The organism is Amnibacterium sp., from assembly GCF_036559085.1.
GTDB lineage: Bacteria > Actinomycetota > Actinomycetes > Actinomycetales > Microbacteriaceae > Amnibacterium.
This window is the reverse complement of the sequence record NZ_DATBTU010000008.1, coordinates 1-20,580: the sequence shown is the minus strand read 5'-3', so window position 1 is coordinate 20,580 and position 20,580 is coordinate 1. Positions and strand designations below refer to the sequence as shown.

16 protein-coding genes are annotated in these 20,580 nt (G+C 74.1%); 6 read left to right on the top strand and 10 right to left on the bottom strand.

Annotated elements, in window-relative coordinates; translation table 11 throughout:
- Positions 1-60: 60 nt before the first annotated feature.
- Both VIG76_RS00680 and VIG76_RS00675 read right to left on the bottom strand, forming a co-directional pair.
- Entirely contained in the window at positions 61-786 is a 726-nt protein-coding gene (locus tag VIG76_RS00680; RefSeq protein ID WP_331949983.1) for an SDR family NAD(P)-dependent oxidoreductase, read from the bottom strand.
- The gene (locus VIG76_RS00675; protein WP_331949981.1) at positions 783-1,640 is read right to left on the bottom strand and encodes an SMP-30/gluconolactonase/LRE family protein; all 858 of its coding nucleotides are present in this window, start codon (positions 1,638-1,640) and stop codon (positions 783-785) included. The genes VIG76_RS00680 and VIG76_RS00675 overlap by 4 nt, the downstream gene beginning before the upstream one ends.
- A gap of 57 nt (positions 1,641-1,697) precedes the next feature.
- On the opposite strand from VIG76_RS00675, the gene VIG76_RS00670 reads away from it, so the two are divergent.
- Both VIG76_RS00670 and VIG76_RS00665 read left to right on the top strand, forming a co-directional pair.
- Positions 1,698-2,486, top strand: coding sequence for an aldo/keto reductase (locus tag VIG76_RS00670; RefSeq protein ID WP_331949979.1), 789 nt, complete (start codon positions 1,698-1,700; stop codon positions 2,484-2,486).
- Between the two features lie 188 nt (positions 2,487-2,674).
- Positions 2,675-5,044 carry a beta-xylosidase/alpha-l-arabinosidase gene (locus VIG76_RS00665; RefSeq protein ID WP_331949977.1) on the top strand — a complete coding sequence of 790 codons (2,370 nt, stop codon included), beginning with the start codon at positions 2,675-2,677 and terminating at the stop codon, positions 5,042-5,044.
- 5 nt (positions 5,045-5,049) lie between these two features.
- Here the strand turns inward: VIG76_RS00665 and VIG76_RS00660 are convergent, their stop codons facing one another.
- Complete coding sequence (locus VIG76_RS00660; RefSeq protein ID WP_331949975.1) at positions 5,050-6,024, bottom strand: acetylxylan esterase; 975 nt, start codon at positions 6,022-6,024, stop codon at positions 5,050-5,052.
- A gap of 114 nt (positions 6,025-6,138) precedes the next feature.
- On the opposite strand from VIG76_RS00660, the gene VIG76_RS00655 reads away from it, so the two are divergent.
- Positions 6,139-7,158, top strand: a complete 1,020-nt coding sequence (locus tag VIG76_RS00655; RefSeq protein ID WP_331949973.1) for a LacI family DNA-binding transcriptional regulator — start codon at positions 6,139-6,141, stop codon at positions 7,156-7,158.
- A 7-nt stretch (positions 7,159-7,165) separates the two neighbouring features.
- Here VIG76_RS00655 and VIG76_RS00650 read toward each other — a convergent pair whose 3' ends face one another.
- Positions 7,166-8,344: an ROK family protein gene (locus VIG76_RS00650; RefSeq protein ID WP_331949971.1), complete on the bottom strand. Its 1,179-nt coding sequence runs from the start codon at positions 8,342-8,344 to the stop codon at positions 7,166-7,168.
- 92 nt (positions 8,345-8,436) lie between these two features.
- Here VIG76_RS00650 and xylA point away from each other — a divergent pair, with 92 nt between their 5' ends.
- The 3 genes from xylA to VIG76_RS00635 all read left to right on the top strand — a co-directional run bounded on the left by xylA (position 8,437) and on the right by VIG76_RS00635 (position 12,470).
- A complete protein-coding gene (gene xylA / locus VIG76_RS00645; protein ID WP_331949969.1) occupies positions 8,437-9,627 on the top strand; it encodes a xylose isomerase in 1,191 nt (396 codons plus the stop codon).
- Positions 9,628-9,637: 10 nt separating this feature from the next.
- Positions 9,638-11,065, top strand: coding sequence for a xylulokinase (gene xylB / locus VIG76_RS00640; RefSeq protein ID WP_331949967.1), 1,428 nt, complete (start codon positions 9,638-9,640; stop codon positions 11,063-11,065).
- Between the two features lie 118 nt (positions 11,066-11,183).
- On the top strand, positions 11,184-12,470 hold the full coding sequence (locus VIG76_RS00635; RefSeq protein WP_331949965.1) for an FAD-binding protein: 1,287 nt from the start codon (positions 11,184-11,186) through the stop codon (positions 12,468-12,470).
- 51 nt (positions 12,471-12,521) lie between these two features.
- Here VIG76_RS00635 and VIG76_RS00630 read toward each other — a convergent pair whose 3' ends face one another.
- From VIG76_RS00630 to VIG76_RS00605, 6 genes are all read right to left on the bottom strand, one after another.
- Positions 12,522-13,166: an ABC transporter ATP-binding protein gene (locus VIG76_RS00630; RefSeq protein WP_331949963.1), complete on the bottom strand. Its 645-nt coding sequence runs from the start codon at positions 13,164-13,166 to the stop codon at positions 12,522-12,524.
- Complete coding sequence (locus VIG76_RS00625) at positions 13,163-13,840, bottom strand: ABC transporter ATP-binding protein (protein WP_331949961.1); 678 nt, start codon at positions 13,838-13,840, stop codon at positions 13,163-13,165. The genes VIG76_RS00630 and VIG76_RS00625 overlap by 4 nt, the downstream gene beginning before the upstream one ends.
- Positions 13,837-16,920 carry an ABC transporter permease gene (locus tag VIG76_RS00620; RefSeq protein ID WP_331949959.1) on the bottom strand — a complete coding sequence of 1,028 codons (3,084 nt, stop codon included), beginning with the start codon at positions 16,918-16,920 and terminating at the stop codon, positions 13,837-13,839. The genes VIG76_RS00625 and VIG76_RS00620 overlap by 4 nt, the downstream gene beginning before the upstream one ends.
- A gap of 154 nt (positions 16,921-17,074) precedes the next feature.
- The gene (locus tag VIG76_RS00615; protein ID WP_331949995.1) at positions 17,075-17,995 is read right to left on the bottom strand and encodes a TatD family hydrolase; all 921 of its coding nucleotides are present in this window, start codon (positions 17,993-17,995) and stop codon (positions 17,075-17,077) included.
- Positions 17,996-18,011: 16 nt separating this feature from the next.
- A complete protein-coding gene (gene metG / locus VIG76_RS00610; protein ID WP_331949957.1) occupies positions 18,012-19,598 on the bottom strand; it encodes a methionine--tRNA ligase in 1,587 nt (528 codons plus the stop codon).
- Between the two features lie 249 nt (positions 19,599-19,847).
- Positions 19,848-20,580, bottom strand: a 733-nt coding sequence (locus tag VIG76_RS00605) for an NADP-dependent oxidoreductase (RefSeq protein WP_331949955.1), incomplete at its 5' end; no start/stop codon positions are given.

The following is a 20,580-nucleotide window of genomic DNA, read 5'->3' as shown; positions in this document are numbered from 1 at the left end:
CGGGCCCGGGAGGCGGCGTGCCGCGCGATTTCTCCGGAACGGCGCGATCTGGGGATGGGGTCAGCGGCCGCCGGCGACGCGGAGGATGGCGCCCGTCGTGTAGGACGCGTCGGACGAGAGCAGCCAGGCGACTGCCGCGGCGATCTCCTCCGGCTCCCCCGCCCGCTGCATCGGCACGGTCGGCGCGATCCGCGCCGGCCGGCCGGGGTCGAGGTGGAAGTCGGTCTCCACGAGCCCCGGTGCGACCGCGTTGATGCGGATGCCGTCGGCCGCGAGCTCCTTCGACAACCCGACGGTGAGCGCGTCGACGGCGGCCTTCGCCGCGGCGTAGTGCACGAACTCGCCCGGCGACCCGAGGGTCGCGGCGCCCGAGGAGATCGTCACGATCGCGCCACCCGTGGCGCGCAGCCTCGGGATCGCGGCCCGGATGGGCAGCAGGGTGCCGAGCAGGTTCACGTCGAGGTCCGCGCGGATGCCCTCCACCGGGAGGGTCTCCAGCCGGCCGATCGCCGTCGCCGCGCCCGCACACGTGACCAACCCGGTCAGCGGGCCGATGCCGTCGGCGGCCTCGAGCAGCGCCGCGATCTGCGCCTCGTCGGCGACGTCGGCCGCCACCGCGATCGCCTGCCGGCCCGCGGCCCGCACCGTATCCGCGACCCGCTCGGCCGCATCCCGGTCGCGCCGGTAGCCGACGACGACGTCCGAGCCGTCGGCCGCGAGCCGCCGGCAGATCGCCGCACCGATGCCGCGGCTGCCACCCGTGACGACGGTGAGGCGCCCGGTCATCCGGCGAACGGATGCGGCACGGCGCCGCACACCGACGTCGGCACGGTGAACACGGCGCCGGCCTGGGGGCCATCCGCGTCGCCGCGGTCCCGCCGGGAGGTGGTGATGTAGAGCGTCGAGCGGTCCGCGCCCCCGAACGTGCACGCGGTCACGTCCTTCGCGTTCACCTCGATCACGTCGGCGAGCCGCCCGTCCGCCGTGTAGTGGTGCACCGCGGATCCGCTCCAGAGCGCCACCCAGACGCCGTCGGCCTCGTCGATCGCCATGCCGTCGGGGTGCCCGGCGTCCTCGGGGATGGTCACGAACTGGCGCCGGTTCGCGAACGCGCCGGTGGCGCCGTCGAAGTCGTAGGCGTCGATCCGGTTCGTGGGGGTGTCGACGTGCAGGGCCGTGCGGCCGTCCGCCGTCCACTGCAGCCCGTTCGGGATCGTGAAGCCGGTCAGCGGCGCGTGCACGGTGAGGTCGGCGTCGAGCCGCCAGAGGGTCCCGACGCCCGGCGTCTCGTCGTACGCCATCGAACCGCAGTGGAAGCGGCCCTGCGGATCGCAGCCGCCGTCGTTCATCCGCTGCCGCTCGTCCTCGAACGCGACGATCGGCTCGCCCACGGGCTGCAGGTCGCGGTCGAGCAGCCGGAAGCCGCGCTCGGTCGCGAGCACGAAGCCGCCCGACGTGCGCGGGCGGATCGCGGCCGTCACGCCGCCGAGCTCGATCCGCTTCGTGGCGCCGTCGGGCGCGACGTCGACGAGGGCGCCCTGCTCCATGTCGACGATCACGAGCACCCCGCGGACGGGATCCCAGAGCGGGCCCTCGCCGTGCTCGGCGCAGACCTCGGTGAGACAGGTGGCGGCGGTCATCGCTCCCCCTTCGCAGCCCGCGGCGAACACGGAGCCGGCCGTGGTTACGGTCGGATCATGACCGCACTCCCCACCCTGCCACTCGGCGAGCAGTCCATCCCCGTCGTCGGCCTCGGCACCTACGGCCTCTTCGGCGCGAAGGGCACCGCGCAGGTCGTCACCGCGATCGAGGCCGGGTACCGGCTGCTCGACACCGCCCAGGGCTACGGCAACGAGGCGGAGGTGGCCGCCGGCATGCGTCGATCGGGCGTCGACCCCGCCGAGTTCCTCCTCACCACCAAGCTGCCGAACGGCGACCACGGCTACGACGAGACCCTCGCCTCCTTCGACCGGTCGCAGACGGCGCTCGACGTCGACGTCGTCGACCTCTACCTCATCCACTGGCCGATGCCCGAGGTCGACCGCTTCGTCGAGTCGTGGAAGGCGATGATCCGGCTGCGCGACGAGGGGCGGATCCGCTCGATCGGCGTCTCGAACTTCTCGCCGGAGCAGATCGACCGGCTCGAGCGCGAGACCGGCGAGCTGCCGTCGCTGAACCAGGTGGAGCTGCGCGTCGGCCTCGACCAGGCCGACCTCCGGGCGTACCACGAGGCGAAGGGCATCGTCACCGAGAGCTACAGCCCGTTGAAGCACGGCTCGGCGCTCGCGAAGGACCCGGTCGTCACCCGCATCGCCGAGGCGCACGGCGTGAGCTGGAACCAGGTGGCGCTCCGCTGGAACCTGCAGCTCGGCACCGTGGTGATCCCCCGGTCGACGGATGCGGGCCGGCAGGCGTCGAACCTCGCGGTGACGGGCTTCGAGCTCACCGGCGACGAGATGCAGGCGGTCAGCGCCCTGCGCCCGTGACCCCCTCCCGCGGCTTCCGGGCCACTTCCGTCATTCCGGGCGACATGAGACGCCCGGAATGACGGAAGGCGCCCTGGTCCGGGCGGGCGCTCCGCGTGCTGCCTTGAGGGGCGCCCGAACCCCGACCTAGGCTGTGCTCGCCTCCGACAGTTTTCTGTCGCGGAGCGAAACTTTAGGGAGTGGTGACGATGACGTCGACGGCCGGTACCGACGCGCCCTGGACCGATGCCGGCCGGCCGGCCGAGGAGCGCGTCGCCGCGCTGATCGGCGCCATGACGCTCCGCGAGAAGGTCGCGCAGCTCTACGGCATGTGGCTCGGCGCGGATCCGGAGGGCCCGGGCGTCGCCCCGCACCAGTCCGAGCTCGAGAAGGGTTTCGACCTCGACGCGCTCCTCACGCAGGGCCTCGGCCAGCTGACCCGCGCCTTCGGCACGAACCCCGTCGATCCGGCCGCCGGCGCCGCCGCCCTCGCCCGGATGCAGCGCCGGATCGTCGAGGCGAACCGCTTCGGCATCCCCGCGCTCGTGCACGAGGAGTGCCTCGCCGGCTTCACCACCTGGAAGGCGACGGCCTACCCCGTGCCGCTGTCCTGGGGCGCGACGTTCGACCCCGACCTCGTCCGCGAGATGGCGTCGCGCATCGGCGCCTCGATGCGGTCCGTCGGTGTGCATCAGGGCCTCGCGCCGGTGCTCGACGTCGTGCGCGACCTGCGCTGGGGCCGCGTCGAGGAGACCATCGGCGAGGACCCGTACCTCGTCGGCACGGTCGCCACCGCGTACGTGCAGGGCCTCGAGTCGACCGGGATCGTCGCGACGCTGAAGCACTTCGCCGGGTACTCCGCCTCGCGGTCGGGCCGCAACCTCGCTCCCGTCAGCATGGGTCCCCGCGAGTTCGCGGATGTGATCCTGCCGCCGTTCGAGATGGCGGTGCGCGAGGGCGGCGTCCGCAGCGTCATGCACTCCTACGCCGAGGTCGACGGCGTGCCCGCTGCCGCGAACCGCGAGCTGCTCACCGGCCTGCTCCGGGACACGTGGGGCTTCGACGGCACCGTCGTCGCCGACTACTTCGGCATCGGCTTCCTCAAGCTGCTGCACGGCGTCGCCGGCACCTGGGGCGACGCCGCGCGGCTCGCCCTCACCGCCGGCGTCGACGTCGAGCTGCCGGGCCCGAAGGCGTACCTCGAGCCGCTCATCGAGGAGGTCGAGGCCGGCCGCATCGACGAGTCGCTCGTCGACCTGTCCCTCACCCGGGTGCTGTCCCAGAAGCTCGAGCTCGGCCTGCTCGACGCCGACTGGGACGCCCGTCCCCTCGCCCTCACGGAGGCGCAGCTCGAGCCGGGCGCGGACGTCACCGGCACCGTGGACCTCGATCCCGCCGCGGATCGCGCGATCGCGCGGCGGATCGCCGAGGAGGCGGTCGTGCTCCTGAAGAACGACGGCGTCCTGCCGCTCGCAGCGGCCGCCGCCCTCGCCGTCGTCGGCCCGGCCTCGGACGACCCGTTCACGATGCTCGGCTGCTACTCGTTCCCGAGCCACGTCGGCGCGCACCACCCCGAGCTGCCGCTCGGCGTCGAGATCCCGACCGTGCTCGACGCCATCCGCACCGAGTTCGCCGGCAGCAGCGTCGTCGCCGAGCCGGGCTGCAGCGTCGACGGCCCCGAGACCGACGGCATCGCCGCGGCGGTCGAGGTCGCGCGGACCGCGGATGTGGCGATCGTCGTGCTCGGCGACCGCGCCGGGCTGTTCGGCCGCGGCACCTCGGGCGAGGGCTGCGACGCCGCCGACCTGCGCCTGCCCGGCGTGCAGGCCGACCTGCTCGAGGCGGTGCTCGACACCGGCACGCCGGTCGTGCTCGTCGTCGACTCAGGCCGCCCCTACGCCCTCGGCACCGCGCCGCAGCGCGCGGCCGCGATCGTGCAGACCTTCTTCCCCGGCGAGGAGGGCGGCGGCGCGATCGCCCGCGTCCTGTCCGGCGCGGTGAACCCCTCCGGCCGCCTCCCGGTGAGCGTGCCCGCGCTGCCCGGCGGCCAGCCGTGGACCTACCTCAGCCAGACGCTGGCGCTGAGGAGCGAGGTCTCCAACCTCGATCCGACCCCGGCCTATCCGTTCGGCGCCGGCATCGGCTATACCTCGTTCGCCTGGTCGGACCTCACCGTCGACGGCGCCGCGCAGGCGGCCCCGTCATCCATGCCGGTCGACGGCGAGGTGACCGTCGGGCTCACCGTCCGCAACACGGGCGAGCGCGCCGGCACCGAGATCGTGCAGCTCTACCTGCACGACCCGGTCGCGGAGGTCACGCGCCCGGTCGTGAAGCTGATCGGCTTCGCGCGCGTCCCGCTCGAGGCGGGCGCATCGGCGACGGTGTCGTTCCGGGTCCCGGCCGACGTCACGTCCTTCGTGGGCCGCGACCTCGCCCGCATCGTCGAGCCGGGCGTCATCGAGCTGCGCCTCGGGGCGTCGAGCGGCGACATCCGCCTCACCGCCGAGGTGGAGCTGACCGGCACGCGCCGCGTCGTCGACCACACCCGCGCGCTGCACTGCGCGGTGACGATCGGCTGAACCGGTCAGCCGACCTCGGCCGCGAGCGTCCGGGCGAAGAACCCGAGCGCCGCGACGTCGTCATCCGGCCCGCCGCCCTCGTGGCCGTTGAACCGCCAGAGCCGCAGGTCCTTCTCGCCGCCGTAGACGTTGTGGGCCGCGAAGACGCCCGACGGCGGCACGATCGGATCCATCAGCGCGGCGGTGAACAGCGCCGGCGCCGTGCCGCGCTTGGCGAAGTGCACGCCGTCGATGTAGCCGAGCGTGCGGAAGACCGCCTCCTCGGCGTCCCGGTGCGTGGCGAGGTACGCGGGGACCTCGGCGAACGGATGCGCATCCGTGATCGTCGTCGACCGCGGGAAGTCGCAGAGGAACGGCACCCGGGCGACCACCGCGCGCACCCGCGGCACGAGGGCGCCTGCCGCGAGCGCGGTGCCGCCGCCCTGGCTGATGCCGGTGACGCCGATCCGCGTCGCGTCGACCTGCTCGAGCGCGGCGGCCGCGTCGACCGCGAGCGCCGCATCGGTGAAGAGGCGCGTGTAGTAGTAGGACGCCGGATCGAGGATGCCGCGGGTCATCACGCCGGGCACCTGCGGGCCCGCGGGCGCGTCGTCGGGGGTGTCGCCGCGGCTCCAGCCGGACCCCTGGCCGCGGGTGTCCATGTGCAGGTGCGCGTAGCCCGCCGCCGGGTACGTGAGATTGAGATGCGCCGCACCCCGGCCGCCGCCGTAGCCGACGTACTCGACGATCGTCGGCAGGGGGCCTTCGGCGTGCGCCGGCACACGGAGCCACGCGCGGATGGGCTGCCCGTTCCAGCCCGAGAAGACCACGTCGAAGACGCGGATCGCGGTCAGCCCGGTCTCCACCTCCGTCAGCCGCGGCGCGCGGGCCACCGCGCGGGAGCGGGCGAGCTCGCCCGCCCAGAAGTCGTCGAAGTCGTCGGGCTCGACCGCGCTGCTGGTGTAGCCGCGCAGCTCGGCCTCGGGCAGATCCGTGAACACGGATCCAGCCTGGCACTGCTCCCCGCGTGAACACCTCACCTCGAAACTTTCGGAACCGCGACCGATCCTTGTACGCTGCGCTCACAGCCCACGAGTGCGACGAGGAGGAGTGCGATGAGCGGCTCCGCCACCACCACGCAGGGGCGCACGACCCTCGCGATGCTCGCCGAGGAGGCGGGCGTCTCCCTCTCCACCGTCTCGAAGGTGCTGAACGGCCGTGCGGACGTGGCGACCGGCACCCGCAAGCGCGTCGAGGAGCTCCTCGACAAGTACGAGTACCGCCGCCGCGGCGCCGTCTCGCCCACCTCGAACCTCATCGAGGTCGTCTTCCACGAGCTGTGGAGCGTCGAGATCATCGCGGGCGTCGAGGAGGCGGCCCGCGCCAACGGCATGAGCGTCGTCATCTCCGTCAGCGGCGACCGTCACTCGCCGGGCCGCGAATGGGTGCAGGGCGTGCTCGCGCGCCGGCCCGCGGGCGTGGTGCTGGTCGCATCCGGCCTCTCGGCAGCGGTCGCGGAGCAGCTGCGCTCCCGGATGATCCCCTTCGCCGTCATCGATCCGTCCGGCGACCCCTCGCCCGACCTGCCGTCCGTGGGCAGCGCGAACTGGACGGGTGGCCTCACCGCCACGCGCCACCTGCTCGAGCTCGGCCACCGCAGGATCGCGATGGTCACCGGCCCCGACGACGTCATGTGCGCCCTGGCGCGGCTCGACGGGTTCCGCTCGGCCATGGGCTCGCGCGGCGTGCCGGTGCGGGAGGACTGGATCCGCTCCGGCGAGTTCGACACCGCCGGCGGCCGTGCGGCGGCGGAAGGGCTGTTCGGGACCGAGGACCGGCCCACCGCGGTGTTCGCGGGCAACGACCTGATGGCGCTCGGCGTCATCGAGGTGGCCACGGAGCACGGTCTCCGCGTGCCGCACGACCTCTCGGTGGTCGGCTACGACGACCGCGACTTCGCGGTGCTCTCCCGTCCACGGCTCACGACGATCCACCAGCCGCTGAAGAAGATGGCCGCCGCTGCGACGCGCATGGTGCTTCGGCTCGGGGCGGGCGAGCCCACCGACCAGCGCATCGACCTCGCCACCCACCTCGTGGTGCGCGAGAGCACGGCCCCGGTCGCGCCCTCGGCCTGACTCGCGCTCAGCCGGGCAGCGGATCCGCGAAGAGGCGCGCGAACGGCAGCTCGGCCGCGCCGATCAGCAGCAGGTCGCTGCCGAGCGCCGCGCGGCGGATGTCGACGGGCTCGTCGGGCAGCGGGAGCGCCCGAGCCGCCACGGCCTCGGCGAGGCGGTCCGGCGCCGCGGCGGCGAGGGCGGAGAGGAAGCCGCCGAGCACGATCCGGCTCGGGTTCAGCAGGTTGATCGTCGAGGCCAGCGCGACGGCGAGGGCGGCGACCTGCCGCCGCACCTCGTCGCGCACCGGCCGGCTGCCGTCGGCGAGCAGCGCGGCCTCGAACTCGTCGGGGTCCGCGCGGTCGAGACCGAGCACCTGCAGCAGCGCGCTGCGGCGCACCTCGGACTCGAGCGTGCCGCGCACGCCGATCGTGTCGCTCTCGCCACCGCGGCGGATGCCGATGTGGCCGAGCTCCCCGGCGTGCCCGGTGGCGCCGCTGACCAGCACGCCGCCCGAGATGATCCCACCGCCGACGCCGCTCGCGCCGCCGTGCACGTAGACGAGGTCGACGACGCCCCGGCCGGCGCCGAACACCCACTCGGCCTGGGCGCCGAGGCTCGCGTCGTTCGCCGCGCCCGCGTGCACGCCGAGCGCCTCGGCGAGCATCTCGGCGATGGGCACGTCGTGCCAGCCGAGGTGCGGCGCGAGGCGCACCAGCCCGTCGGTGCGGCGGACGACGCCCGGTACCGCGACGCCCGCCCCCACGATCCGGCCGGCGCCGTCGGGGAGCAGCCGGCGGGCGGCCTCGGCGGCGGCACCGACGGCCTCCTCGGGCGACGGCGGCGCGTCGAAGGCGATCCGTTCCTTCGCGAGCACCCGGCCGCCGAGGCGCACCGCCGCGACGGTCACCGCGTCGAGCTCGGGGTTCACCGCGATCGCGACCGGCGCATCCGACGGCCGCACAAGGGGGCTCGGACGGCCCACCTGCCCGGCGCCCGCCGCCTCGTCCTCGACGACGAGCCCGCGGTCGACCAGCTCCGCGACGAGTGCCCCGATCGTCGAGCGGTTCAGCCCGCTCACGCGGGTGAGCTCGCTGCGCGTCGCGGGCGCCAGATGCACCCGCCGGAGCACGAGCGCGAGGTTGTGCCGGCGGACGAGGTCGTTGCGCCCGCCCTGGTCGCCGAACACATCCGATCCCGGGGTCACGCGTGTCAGTGTAGGGAGGAGGGCGACCGTTGCTATCGAGCCGTCCGGGCATTATGTTGGACGCCACAACAATCTTGACAGGAATGATGACGATGGCAGTGCAGCCCACCCGTGACGACAAGTTCTCCTTCGGCCTCTGGACCGTCGGCTACAACGGCACCGATCCCTTCGGCGGCCCCACCCGTGCGCCCCTCGACGTCGTGCACGTCGTGGAGAAGCTCGCCGAGCTCGGCGCGTACGGCCTCACCTTCCACGACGACGACCTCTTCGCCTTCGGCTCCACGGATACGGAGCGGCAGACCGAGATCGACCGCCTGAAGGGCGCGCTCGAGTCGACCGGCCTGATCATCCCGATGGTCACGACGAACCTCTTCAGCCCGCCCGTCTTCAAGGACGGCGGCTTCACCTCGAACGACCGGAGCGTCCGCCGCTTCGCGCTCCGCAAGGTGCTCCGCAACATCGACCTCGCGGCCGAGCTCGGCGCGAAGACGTTCGTCATGTGGGGCGGCCGCGAGGGCGCCGAGTACAACCCGGCGAAGGACATCCGCGCCGCCCTCGAGCGCTACCGCGAGGCCGTCAACCTGCTCGCCGACTACACGACGAGCAAGGGCTACGACATCCGCTTCGCCATCGAGCCGAAGCCGAACGAGCCCCGCGGCGACATCCTGCTGCCGACGCTCGGCCACGCGATCGCGTTCATCGACACCCTCGAGCGCCCCGAGCTCTTCGGCGTGAACCCCGAGGTCGGGCACGAGCAGATGGCCGGCCTGAACTACTCGGCGGGCATCGCCCAGGCGCTCTACTCCGGGAAGCTCTTCCACATCGACCTCAACGGTCAGCGCGGCATCAAGTACGACCAGGACCTCGTGTTCGGTCACGGCGAGCTGTACGACGCGTTCGCGCTCGTCGACCTGCTCGAGAACGGCGGCCCGCAGGGCGGCCCGACCTACGACGGGCCGCGCCACTTCGACTACAAGCCGAGCCGCACCGAGGACGAGACCGGCGTCTGGGAGTCCGTCGCCGCGAACATGCGCAACTACCTGCTGCTGAAGGAGCGCGCCGCGGCCTTCCGCGCCGACCCCGAGGTGCAGGCCGCGCTGTCCCGCGCGAAGGTCGACGAGCTGTCGAAGCCCACGCTGAACGAGGGCGAGTCGTTCGACGACCTGCTCGCCGACAGCAGCGCCTTCGAGGACTTCGACGCCAAGCAGTACTTCAACGGCAACGGGTTCGGCTTCGTGCAGCTGCAGCAGCTCGCGACCGAGCACCTCCTCGGCGCGCGCTGACCCGCGCCCGATGACGCTCGTCGCCGGGGTCGACTCGTCGACCCAGAGCTGCAAGGTCGTCATCCGCGACGTCGCGACCGGAGCGCTCGTGCGCTCCGGTCGCGCGTCGCATCCGGACGGCACGGAGGTGGATCCCGAGGCCTGGTGGACGGCGCTGCACGCCGCGATCCAGGATGCGGGCGGCCTCGACGACGTCGCGGCGATCTCGATCGCCGGCCAGCAGCACGGCATGGTGGTGCTCGACGGCGACGGCCGGGTGGTCCGCGACGCGCTGCTCTGGAACGACACCCGCTCGGCGCAGGCGGCGCGTGACCTGATCGACGAGTTCGGCGCGGAAGCGCTCGCCGAGGCGACGGGCAGCGTGCCGGTCGCCTCGTACACGGCCACGAAGCTGCGCTGGCTGCGTGACGCCGAACCGGACAACGCCGCGCTCGTCGCGGCCGTCGCGCTCCCCCACGACTGGCTCACCTGGCGGCTGCTCGGCTACGGCCCCGACGACGTCGCGCCCTCCGGGCCGGTGCTCGAGGCCCTGACGACGGATCGGTCGGACGCCTCCGGCACCGGCTACTTCGATCCGTCCCGCGGGCGCTACGACCGCGTGCTGCTCGAGGCGGCGCTCGGCCACGACGCGGTGCTGCCGCGCGTGCTCGGGCCGCACGAGGCCGCCGGCCGCACGATCGAGGGGCTGCCCGGCATCCCCGCCGGCATCGTGGTCGGCCCGGGCGCCGGCGACAACGCGGGCGGCGCGCTCGGGCTCGGCGCCTCGGCGGGCGATGTGGTCGTCTCGATCGGCACCTCCGGCACGGTGTTCGCCGTGACCACGAGGCCGACGACGGATGCCGCCGGCACGGTCTCCGGGTTCGCGAGCGCATCCGGCGACTTCCTGCCGCTGATCGCGACGCTGAACGCCGCCCGCATCCTCGACGCCACAGCCCGCCTGCTCGACGTCGACCACGACGAGCTCGGCCGGCTGGCCCTGCAGGCGCCCGCCGGCGCCGACGGGCTCGTGCTCGTGCCGTACTTCGAGGGCGAGCGCACGCCCAACCTGCCGGACGCCACCGCGACGCTGTCGGGCATGACGTTGAAGACGACGACGCGCCCGCACCTCGCGCGCGCGGCGGTCGAGGGGCTGCTCTGCGCGCTCGCGGACGGCCTCGCCGCCGTGCAGGCGCAGGGCGTGGTCGCCGAACGGCTGCTGCTGATCGGCGGCGCAGCGCAGAACCCCGCGGTCTCGGCGATCGCGGCGCAGGTCTTCGCGGAGCCCGTGGTCGTGCCCGCCCCCGGCGAGTACGTCGCCTCGGGCGCCGCGGTGCAGGCCGCGTGGACGCTCACCGGGCAGCGGCCCGACTGGCCGATCGACGTGACGGCCGAACCGGCTCCGGACCACCATCCGGAGATCCTCACGCAGTACCGGGCGGCGGCGGCACGCGCCTCCTGACCCAGGGGGGGGGTTGCCACTTCTCGCCCTCGAAGCCGTCCTTCGAGGGCCGGAAGTGGCAACCCACCCCAGGCGCGGAGGCGTCAGACTCGACGCGAGGGCGGACGAAGGAGATCGCATGAAGAACTGGTCGAACACCTACGAGTACCGGGCGCCCGAGATCGTCGCGCCGACCTCGATCGACGAGCTGCGGCGCATCGTCGCGGGCGCGAAGCGCGCACGTCCGCTCGGCTCGAAGCACTCCTTCAACGGCATCGCCGACACCACCGGCACGCTCATCGACATGACCGGGCTGCCCTGCGAGGTCGACATCGACCTCGGCGCCCGCACCGCCACGGTGAGCGGCGGCACGAAGTACGGGGTGGTCGCCGCGGCGCTCGACGACGCCGGCTACGCCCTCCACAACATGGGCTCGCTCCCCCACATCTCGGTGGCCGGCGCCGTCGCGACCGGCACCCACGGCTCCGGGGTCGCCAACGGCAACCTGTCGTCCGCGGTGCGCGGCGTCGAGCTCGTCGGCCCGGACGGCGAGCTGCGCCGCGTCACCGCCGACGACCCCGAGCTCGCCGGCTCCGTCGTCGCCCTCGGCGCGCTCGGTCCCGCGGTGCGGGTGACGCTCGCGATCGAGCCGCGGTACCTCATCCGCCAGGACGTCTACCGCCGGATGCCGTGGGAGACCCTGCTCGGCTCCTTCCGCGAGGTGGCGGCCAGCGCCTACAGCGTGAGCGTCTTCACCGGGTGGGTCGCGGACGAGGTCGAGCAGCTCTGGGTGAAGCGCCGCGTGGATTCGGCGGACGCGAACGTCGACGACACCTACTTCGGTGCGCAGCGCGACCCCGACGAGCGCGCCGAGCTCGTGCCCGGCATCGCCGAGAACCTCACCCGCCGCGGCGCCGCGGTGCCGTGGCTGCACGGGCTGCCGCACTTCCGGCTCGACACCCCGCCGTCGGCCGGCGACGAGATCCAGACCGAGTACTTCGTCGCGATCGACGACGCGCAGGCGGCGCTCACCGCGGTGCGGGAGCTCGGCGACCGGATCGCGCCGCATCTCGTCGTCACCGAGCTGCGCACGATGGCGGCGGACGCGCTCTGGCTCTCCCCCGCATCCGGCCGCGACTCGCTCGCCATCCACTTCACCTGGGCGAACCACCCCGACGAGGTGTTCGCGCTGCTGCCCGCGATCGAGGCGGCGCTCGCGCCCTTCGCGCCGCGGCCGCACTGGGGCAAGCTGAACCGGGTCGACCCGGCGGGCTTCGCGGCGGCGTATCCGCACCTCGCCGACCAGCGCGAGCTCGTCACGCGGTACGACCCGGAGGGCAAGTTCCGGAACGAGTACCTCGACCGCGTGCTCGGGCTCGGCGCCTCGGCGGGGCTCCCGGAGGTCAGCGCGCCGATGGGCCACTGAGCCCTCTGCTGTCTGCTGTCCGCACGGACAACTGTTCGTGCTGCAGCAGCCTCAGTTGTCCGTGCGGACAGCAGACGCGGCTCCGGTCAGGTCGCTGATCGGGATCACCGCGTCGCAGCGCTCGGCGATCCGCCGGTCGTGCGTCGCGATGACCACGGTGACGCCGTGCGCCGCGGCGCCGAAGACGAGGTCGGCGATCCCGTCGCGGTTGCCGCGGTCGAGCTCCGCGGTGAACTCGTCCGCGATCAGCAGGCGCGGCCGCACCGCGAGCGCCCGCGCGACGGCGACACGCTGCTGCTGCCCGCCCGAGAGCTCCTCGACGAGGTGGTCCGCGACGGCCGTGAGGTGCACCTGCTCGAGCACCTCCTCGGCCCGTCGGCGGATGTCCGCGCGCCGCAGCCCGCGCCGCGCCTGCAGCGCGACCTCGACGTTCTCGGCGGCGGTGAGCAGCCCGGCGAGGCCGTAGGCCTGGAGCACGAGGCCGGTCTCGGCCGGCGTGAACGGCGTGGTCACCATGCCCGCATCCGGCGCGACGAGTCCGGCGATGAGGGCGAGCAGGGTCGACTTGCCCGCGCCGGAGGGTGCGACGAGCGCCGTGGACCTGCCGAGCGGGATGGTGAGGTCCAGGCCGTCGAAGATCGTGCGGCCGCCGCGGGCGAAGCGGACGCCCGTGAGGCGGATGGGATCCTCGCTCATCCGGTCGCCCTCCCGTCCCGCAGCACGATGCGCCGGTCGAAGCGGTCGCCGAGGCGGTCGTCGTGCGTGACCACGATGACGGTCACCCGGCCGGCCAGGCTGCAGAGCAGCTCGACCAGGGCGTCCCGGTTGCGGTCGTCGAGCTGGCTCGTCGGCTCGTCGGCGAGCAGCACGCCGGGCGCGGTCGCGAGGCCGACGGCGAGCGCGAGCCGCTGACGTTCGCCACCCGAGAGCCCGTCCGCGCGCTGCCCGGCGAGGTGCGGGAGGCCCACCTGCTGCAGCACCTCGAGGACGTCGGGCCGGCGGCACCGCTCGGATCGGGCGGCGCCGCGCTGCGCGAACCGCACGTTGTCGGCCACGGTGCCGTAGCCGAGCAGGTTCCGGTCGGGCCGCTGCACCGTGACGGCGAGCTCGCGGGCGCGGAGTCGGAGGAGGTCCACCTCGGACAGCGTCGCGAGGTCGGCGTCGCCGATCAGCACCCGGCCGGCCGTGGGCCGCTGCAGCCCGGCGAGGATCGTGGTCAGCGTCGACTTGCCCGACCCCGACGGGCCCATGACCGCGGTCGTCGACCCGGCCGGGAGGCGGAAGGTGAGGTCGTCGAGCGCGACGACCGCCTCCTCGCCGGCGCCGTAGACGTGGGTGAGGTGCTCCACCGTCACCTCGAGCGCGGTCATTCCTCGGCCTCCCGGAGGCGGCCGGGCCCCGACCGGGCGAGGACGGCCGCAGCCGACACGACCGCGGCGACGAGCACGAGCACCACGAACGCGCCGGCGAACAGCGCCACCGGCAGCACGGCGGGTGTGAAGGTCAGCGCGACGGGCGTCGCCGTCCCGAACTCGGGCAGGACCGGCAGGGTGAGGAACGCGGCGAGCAGGCCCGCGGGGATGCCGAGCGCCAGCGCCGTGAGGAGCAGGATGCTCTGCTCGGCGACGGCGGCGCGGAACAGCGACCCACGCCGCACACCGACCGCGTGCAGCGCCGCGAGCTCGTAGGAGCGGCGGCGTGCGGACGCGCCGATGGAGACCGCCGTCCCGACCGCGGCGAGCACCGCGCCGACGACGGCGGAGGCGAGCAGGAGGAGCAGCGAGAGCGCCGGCCCCTGCCGCCCGAGCACCCGCTCGCGCTGCGCGGTCGTCGTCACGCCCTGCACGACGAGGCCGGCACGGGCGATCCGCGCCAGCGCGTCCGGCGGCGCGGCGGACGACAGCCAGACCTGCCACGACGCCTCCGTGCGGAAGGCGGGCACCAGGTCCTCGACGCTGCGGGCGTCGAGCAGCACGCCGGCGTCGAGGACCGCCGGCAGCACCGCCGACGTGGCCACTGGCTGCAGAGCGGCCCGTGTTCCGAAGGAGTCGACGACGGTGGGAGGACCGGTTCCCGGGTTGTGCACGAGCCCGTGCGGCGTGCTGACGGCGCGCAGCACCGGCGGCGTCGACGCGAACGCGACGCCCCCGTATCCGCTCGCCCCCGAGAAGTGGTCGAGCACCCCGCCGGAGGCCACCGACACCCGGTCGCGGGCCTCGCTGACCGGGACCGCGGCCCGCCAGGCGGCCGGATCGTCGAGCCGGGCCGCGAGCGGCCGCACCGCGCCGGGACCGCCCGCCGCCAGGCCGGCGAGGAGGGCGGTGCCCGCCATGTCCCCGCTCTCGATCGAGATCGGCCGGTCCCAGGTGATCCCGGCGAGCGTGCATCCGGCGGCGCAGGGCACGGTCGCCCGGTACGTGTGCATGCCGTTGCGGAGCAGGGTCGACTCCGCGGCGACGGTGCGCCCGGCGGGGGTGCGCAGATCGAACTGCACCTGGGGCTGGAGCCCTGGCCGCAGCGCCGAGGCCGTGATCGTCGCCTCGATGCGGGTCCCGCGGACGGCCAGCGGCGCCACGGTTCGCGGACGGACCGCGCGGGCCAGGTCGGCACGTCCGATCCCACCGGCGGTCGGGTCGCCGACGGCGGCCAAGCGGGTCGCGTCGACGGCGAGCACCGTCCCGGCGACGGCGCCACCACCGTCGGGGAGCCACGTCGCGGCCGCCATCGCCCAGGTGCCGCTCGGATCCAGCCGCCGCACCGTCGCGACCGGGTCGCCGCTGCCGGTGGGCTGCACGTCGACGACGGTGGCGGCGCCGACCTCGGCCTGGGCACGGACGAGCCGGTTGCCGACCGCGGTCCCCTCCGCGCCGATCGCGAAGGCGGCGAGGCCGGCCGCGACCGCGAGCAGCGTGGCGAGGCGGACGCCCGCCGGCCGGCGGACGACCTGCCGGGTGGCGAGGAAGAGCCCGACTCGCGAGCCGGCGCGCGTCGCGGGGAGGGTGAGGCGGACGACGACCGGCAGCAGCCGGACGCCGGCGAGGGCGACCGCGAGCACGAGCAGGGCGGGGGCGAGCAGCGCTGCGGTGCCCTGGCCGTGGCCTGCGGGCAGCGTGCGCAGCACCACGAACGCGCCGATCGCGAGCGCCGCCGCGATCAGGTCCACCACCAGGGACACCCGGGTCGGCCGCTGCGACCGCATCGTCCGCCGCCACTGCTCGAGCACCGGCCGGCGGAGCACCCGGGCACCGGCGAGCACGGTCGCGACGACGCCGCCGGCGAACGCGGCCGCCGCGGCCGCGATCGACGCGATGGTGATGACGACCGGGGTGCCAGGGACGAGCACCGAGCCGCCGAGCGCGACGGCGGCGAGCGCGCCGACCGCGATGCCGATCGGGGTGGCGATCGCGAGGAGCACGACGGGCTCGGCGATGCCGAACCGGAGCACCTGCCATGGCCGGTGCCCGCGGAGCTTCGCGAGCGCGATCTCGGGTCCACGCGCCTCCGCGAGATCGGTGACGATCTGGAAGAGCACGAGCCAGCCGAGCAGGCTGAGCTGGAGCGTCACGAGCAGGGTGCCGATGTCGACCAGCTGCTGCTGATGCGCCGCCGCGTCGAGCACGTCGTCGAGCCCTGTGGTGAGCGCGAGCCGCGCACTGTCCGAGTGCTGGTGCTGCAGCCGGTCCACATCCGCCCGCAGCCCGGGGACGTCCGCCAACCGCACCGAGGTGGGGCGGAACGGGTAGTCGAGCGAGGCGTGCACCTCGCTCTCGACGAGCCGCCGGAACTCGGCGCGGGCGACGAAGATCGTGTCGACGCGGATGTTGCCGGCCGCGTCCTCGCCCTCCTGGAAGTAGTCGACGCCGAACCAGAACGGATCGAGCGCGCTCGCAGGGCGGTACGTGCCGACGATCCGCACGGGCAGGGACTCGGTGGAGCCCGGCGTCGTGTCCGCGAGCGCCAGGACGGTCCCCGACCGCCAGCGGATCCCGTTGATCTGCAGCGTGCGGGCGGAGACGACGGCCTCGCCGGCGCGCTCGGGGCATCGGCCGCTCGTCAGCACGAGGTGGGCGCACTCGCCGTCGCGCCAGACGGCTGCACCGCGGGCGGCGTCCCCGGCGCCGAATGCGCCGACCTGCCAGCTCAACGTCCCGATCGGCTTCCCGTAGTGCGGCAGGGACCTCGGGGCCTCCTGCACCGCGCTGTCGAACTGCGCGGGCGGCAGCTGGGTGTCGACGGGCGGCTCCGCGATGGTGAGGTGGAGCCCGGTCTGGCCCGACGTCGCGGCGAGCAGCTCGTCGCGGAGCGTCGACTCCGCCGCAGCGTGGGCGTACATGGGCCCGAGCGCCGCGGCCGCGGTCGTCAGCCCCGCGGCGATCAGCACCGCGATCGAGAGGGAGCGGCGCGCGATCAGACCCCGCATCAGCAGCGACGTCGGGCGCCGGCGCTGCATCGCGCCAGTCTCGCTGGGGAGGTGCAGGACTGCAAACCGCCCTGCCGCTGACGCGCTGACTGCTGTCCGCTCGGACATCTGTCGGCGATGTACCTGCCTCAGTTGTCCGTGCGGACAGCAGACGCGGATCGGGGCGGAGGCGGGCGCTCCGCGGTCAGGCGCTGCGCGGGGGCGCCGACGGGACGGGCGGCTCGTCGTCCCAGGAGCCGTAGACGGCCTCCGTGTTCGAGGCGATCTGCGCGGCGAGCATCGACGGATCCGCCTCGAGGATCGCGGCCATCGCCCGCAGGGTGTGCGGCACGAGGTACGGCGCGTTCGGGCGCCCGCGCACGGGAACGGGCGCGAGGTACGGCGCATCCGTCTCCACGAGGAGGCGGCTGCGCGGCGCGACGGCGAGCGCCGCCCGGAGCCCCTCGGCGTTCTTGAACGTCACGGTACCGGCGAACGAGAGGTACCAGCCGTGGCTCGTCGCGAGCTTCGCGAGGCCGGCGTCGCCGGAGAAGCAGTGGAAGACGGTGCGGTCGGGCGCGCCGACCCGCAGCAGGGTGTCGACGACCTCGCTGTGCGCGTCGCGGTCGTGGATCTGCAGCGCGAGGCCGCGCTCCTTCGCGATCGCGATGTGCGCCTCGAACGCCGCGATCTGGGCGGGGCGGCCCTCCTCGCCGGTGCGGTAGAAGTCGAGTCCGGTCTCGCCGACGGCGCGGACGCGCGGCAGTCCGGCCAGGCGGTCGATCTCGGCGAGCGCGTCGTCGATCGTGCCTGCGGCCGTGAGCTCGGGCGTCTCGTTCGGATGCACGGCCACCGCCGCGAGCATCCGCGGATCCGTCGCCGCGGTGGCCGCCGACCAGCGGCTGGTCTCGACGTCGGTGCCGACCTGCACGACGCCGCGGATGCCGACGGCCGAGGCCCGGTCGAGCTGCTCGCGCCAGTCGAGGCCCTCGTCGCCGTCCGCGATCTCGAGGTGCGTGTGGTTGTCGTAGACGCCGACCCGCAGCGCCTCGGGCAAAGGCGGGTACGACAGGTCGCGGCGCGACGGATCCGGTTCCCGCCGCCGCACGGCCTCCGGGCCGGGCAGGTCGGGCGCGGGGCCGTCAGGCACTCAGGACCTCCTGCTCGATCCGCGGGAAGAGCGGCTCGAGCGGGGCGGTGGCGGTGCCGGCCGGCAGCTGCGCCCAGTCGCCCGCGGACCGCAGCGGCTGGTCGGCGAGCAGCCCGAGGGCGCCCCCGGCGCCGAGCGCCGTCCAGAGCTTCGCGCACGCCTTCGGCAGCACCGGCGACAGCAGCACCGCGAGCGCGCGGAGCCCCTCGGCCGCGGTGGCGAGCACGGCGTCGAGCCGGGCGGCCTCCTCGGGCCGCTTCGCCAGCGCCCACGGCTCCTCGAGGGTGAGGTAGCCGTTCAGCTCCTCGACGATCCGCCAGATCGACGCGATCGCCTCGTGCGGCGCCATCCGCTCGATCGCGAGATCCGCCTCGATCGCCGCCGTCCGCACGACCTCGCGGATGCCGAGGTCGCGCTCGGACGGGTCGCCGGCGGCCGGCACGACGCCGCCCCGGTAGCGGCCGATCATCGCGATCACCCGCGAGGCGAGGTTGCCGAAGCCGTTCGCGAGCTCCGCCTGGTAGCGGGCGGCGAGGTCCTCCCACGAGAACGAGCCGTCCTGCCCGAACGGGATGGCGCGCAGGAAGTAGTAGCGGAACGCATCCGAGCCGAAGACGTCCGTGATGCTCGCGGGCGCGATGCCCGTGAGCTTCGACTTCGACATCTTCTCGCCGCCGACGAGCAGCCAGCCGTGCGCGAAGACCTGGCGCGGCACCTCGAGGCCCGCGGCCATGAGCATCGCCGGCCAGATGACGGCGTGGAAGCGGAGGATGTCCTTGCCGACCAGGTGCACGGCGGGCCAGCGGCGGTTGAGCGTCGCCTCGTCGCCGTCGAAGCCGATCGCGGTGATGTAGTTCAGCAGCGCGTCGAACCAGACGTAGACGACGTGGCGCTCGTCCCAGGGCACCTGCACGCCCCAGTCGAAGCTCGAGCGCGAGATCGAGAGGTCGGCGAGACCCTGCTTCACGAACGAGACGACCTCGTTGCGGGCGCTCTCCGGCTGCACGAAGTCGGGCCGCTCCTCGTAGAGGGCGAGCAGCCGGTCCGTGAACTGGCTCATCCGGAAGAAGTAGTTCCGCTCGGAGAGCAGCTCGACCGGGATCGAGTGGATGGCGCAGACCAGCTGGCCCTCGTACTTGCCCGTGCCGGCGACGAGCTCGGCGGTCTGCTTGTACTCCTCGCATCCGACGCAGTAGTAGCCCTCGTAGTCGCCGGCCTCGATGAAGCCGGTGTCGTAGAGGCGCTGCACGAACGCGGCGACGCCCTGCTCGTGGCGGGGCTGCGTGGTGCGGATGAAGTCGTCGTTCGCGATGTCGAGCGTCTCGAGCAGCGGCAGCCAGGCCTGCTGCACGAGGCGGTCCGCCCACTCGCGGGGGCCCATGTCGTTCGCCGTCGCGGTGCGGAGCATCTTCTGGCCGTGCTCGTCCGTACCGGTCAGCAGCCAGGTGTCGTCGCCCGCCTGCCGGTGCCAGCGGGCGAGCACGTCCGCCGCGACCTCCGTGTACCCGTGGCCGATGTGGGGCACATCGGACGGATAGAAGATCGGCGTGGTGATCGTGAACGGTCGACCCGCGGGCATCCCACGAGTTTACGGGAGCCCCGCATCCGTATGACGGCGGCCGCCTCCGGGGGCACCCCTCCCGCCCTGGCTGTTGCCACTTTCTGCGACCTTGAGCGCCTCAAGATCGCAAATAGTGGCAACTCCCGGCCGGACCCCGGGCCCCACCCCGGCGGGTTGCCACTCGTGGCGACTTCTCACGCCCGAAAGTCACCACGAGTGGCAACTCCCGGCTCCTCGGACACCCCGGATGGGGCGGATGGGCAGGGGTCAAGGGGTCGAGATGTCGAGGACGACCTTGCCCAGGCCGCTGCGGGACTCGACCGCGCGGTACGCGTCCTGGACCTGGTCGAGCGGGAAGCGGCCCTTGACCGGCACCTCGATCGCGCCGTCCGCGACGAGCTGCGCGAGCCGCGCGACGCCGGCCGCGGGATCCGCCATCGCCGCCATGCCCTTCGCGACCGTGCCGAGGCGCCCGGCGGTGGGGAAGTCGATGATCGTCTCGATCCGCTCCTTCGGCACCCCGAGCCGCAGCGCGAGCTCGACGTAGCCGCCGCCATGGGTGTCGAGGAACGCCGCGATCCCCTCCGGCGCGAGCTCGCGCAGCCGGTCCTCGAGGCCGTCACCGTACGCGACCGGCTCCGCGCCCCACGCGCGCAGCTGCTCGTGGTTGTGCGGGCCGGCGATCGCGAGCACCCGCGCGCCGGTCGCCACCGCGAGCTGCGTCGCGAAGACCCCGACGCCGCCGGCCGCGCCGCTGATCGCGACCGTCTCGCCGGGCTGCGGCTGCGTGACGTCGAGCATGACGAGCGCCGTCGTGCCCGCCACGTACAGCGTCGCGGCGGCGGCCCAGTCGAGGCTGTCGGGCTTCGGCACCACGCGATCGGCGGCCAGCAGCGCGTACTCGGCCTGCGCGTTGCGGCCGTCGGAGAGCCCGATCACGTCCTGCCCGACGGCGAGCCCCTGCACCCCGTCGCCCACCGCGCTGATCACGCCGGCGAGA

What these genes read in the sequence shown, in the direction of transcription:
- VIG76_RS00670 (WP_331949979.1), top strand. Translation starts at nt 1,698, where the DNA reads ATGACCGCACTCCCCACCCTGCCACTCGGCGAGCAGTCCATCCCCGTC.
- xylB (WP_331949967.1), top strand. Translation starts at nt 9,638, where the DNA reads ATGACGCTCGTCGCCGGGGTCGACTCGTCGACCCAGAGCTGCAAGGTC.
- VIG76_RS00665 (WP_331949977.1), top strand. Translation starts at nt 2,675, where the DNA reads ATGACGTCGACGGCCGGTACCGACGCGCCCTGGACCGATGCCGGCCGG.
- VIG76_RS00635 (WP_331949965.1), top strand. Translation starts at nt 11,184, where the DNA reads ATGAAGAACTGGTCGAACACCTACGAGTACCGGGCGCCCGAGATCGTC.
- VIG76_RS00655 (WP_331949973.1), top strand. Translation starts at nt 6,139, where the DNA reads ATGAGCGGCTCCGCCACCACCACGCAGGGGCGCACGACCCTCGCGATG.
- VIG76_RS00675 (WP_331949981.1), bottom strand. Translation starts at nt 1,640, where the DNA reads ATGACCGCCGCCACCTGTCTCACCGAGGTCTGCGCCGAGCACGGCGAG.
- metG (WP_331949957.1), bottom strand. Translation starts at nt 19,598, where the DNA reads ATGCCCGCGGGTCGACCGTTCACGATCACCACGCCGATCTTCTATCCG.
- VIG76_RS00620 (WP_331949959.1), bottom strand. Translation starts at nt 16,920, where the DNA reads ATGCAGCGCCGGCGCCCGACGTCGCTGCTGATGCGGGGTCTGATCGCG.
- VIG76_RS00625 (WP_331949961.1), bottom strand. Translation starts at nt 13,840, where the DNA reads ATGACCGCGCTCGAGGTGACGGTGGAGCACCTCACCCACGTCTACGGC.
- VIG76_RS00680 (WP_331949983.1), bottom strand. Translation starts at nt 786, where the DNA reads ATGACCGGGCGCCTCACCGTCGTCACGGGTGGCAGCCGCGGCATCGGT.
- xylA (WP_331949969.1), top strand. Translation starts at nt 8,437, where the DNA reads ATGGCAGTGCAGCCCACCCGTGACGACAAGTTCTCCTTCGGCCTCTGG.
- VIG76_RS00630 (WP_331949963.1), bottom strand. Translation starts at nt 13,166, where the DNA reads ATGAGCGAGGATCCCATCCGCCTCACGGGCGTCCGCTTCGCCCGCGGC.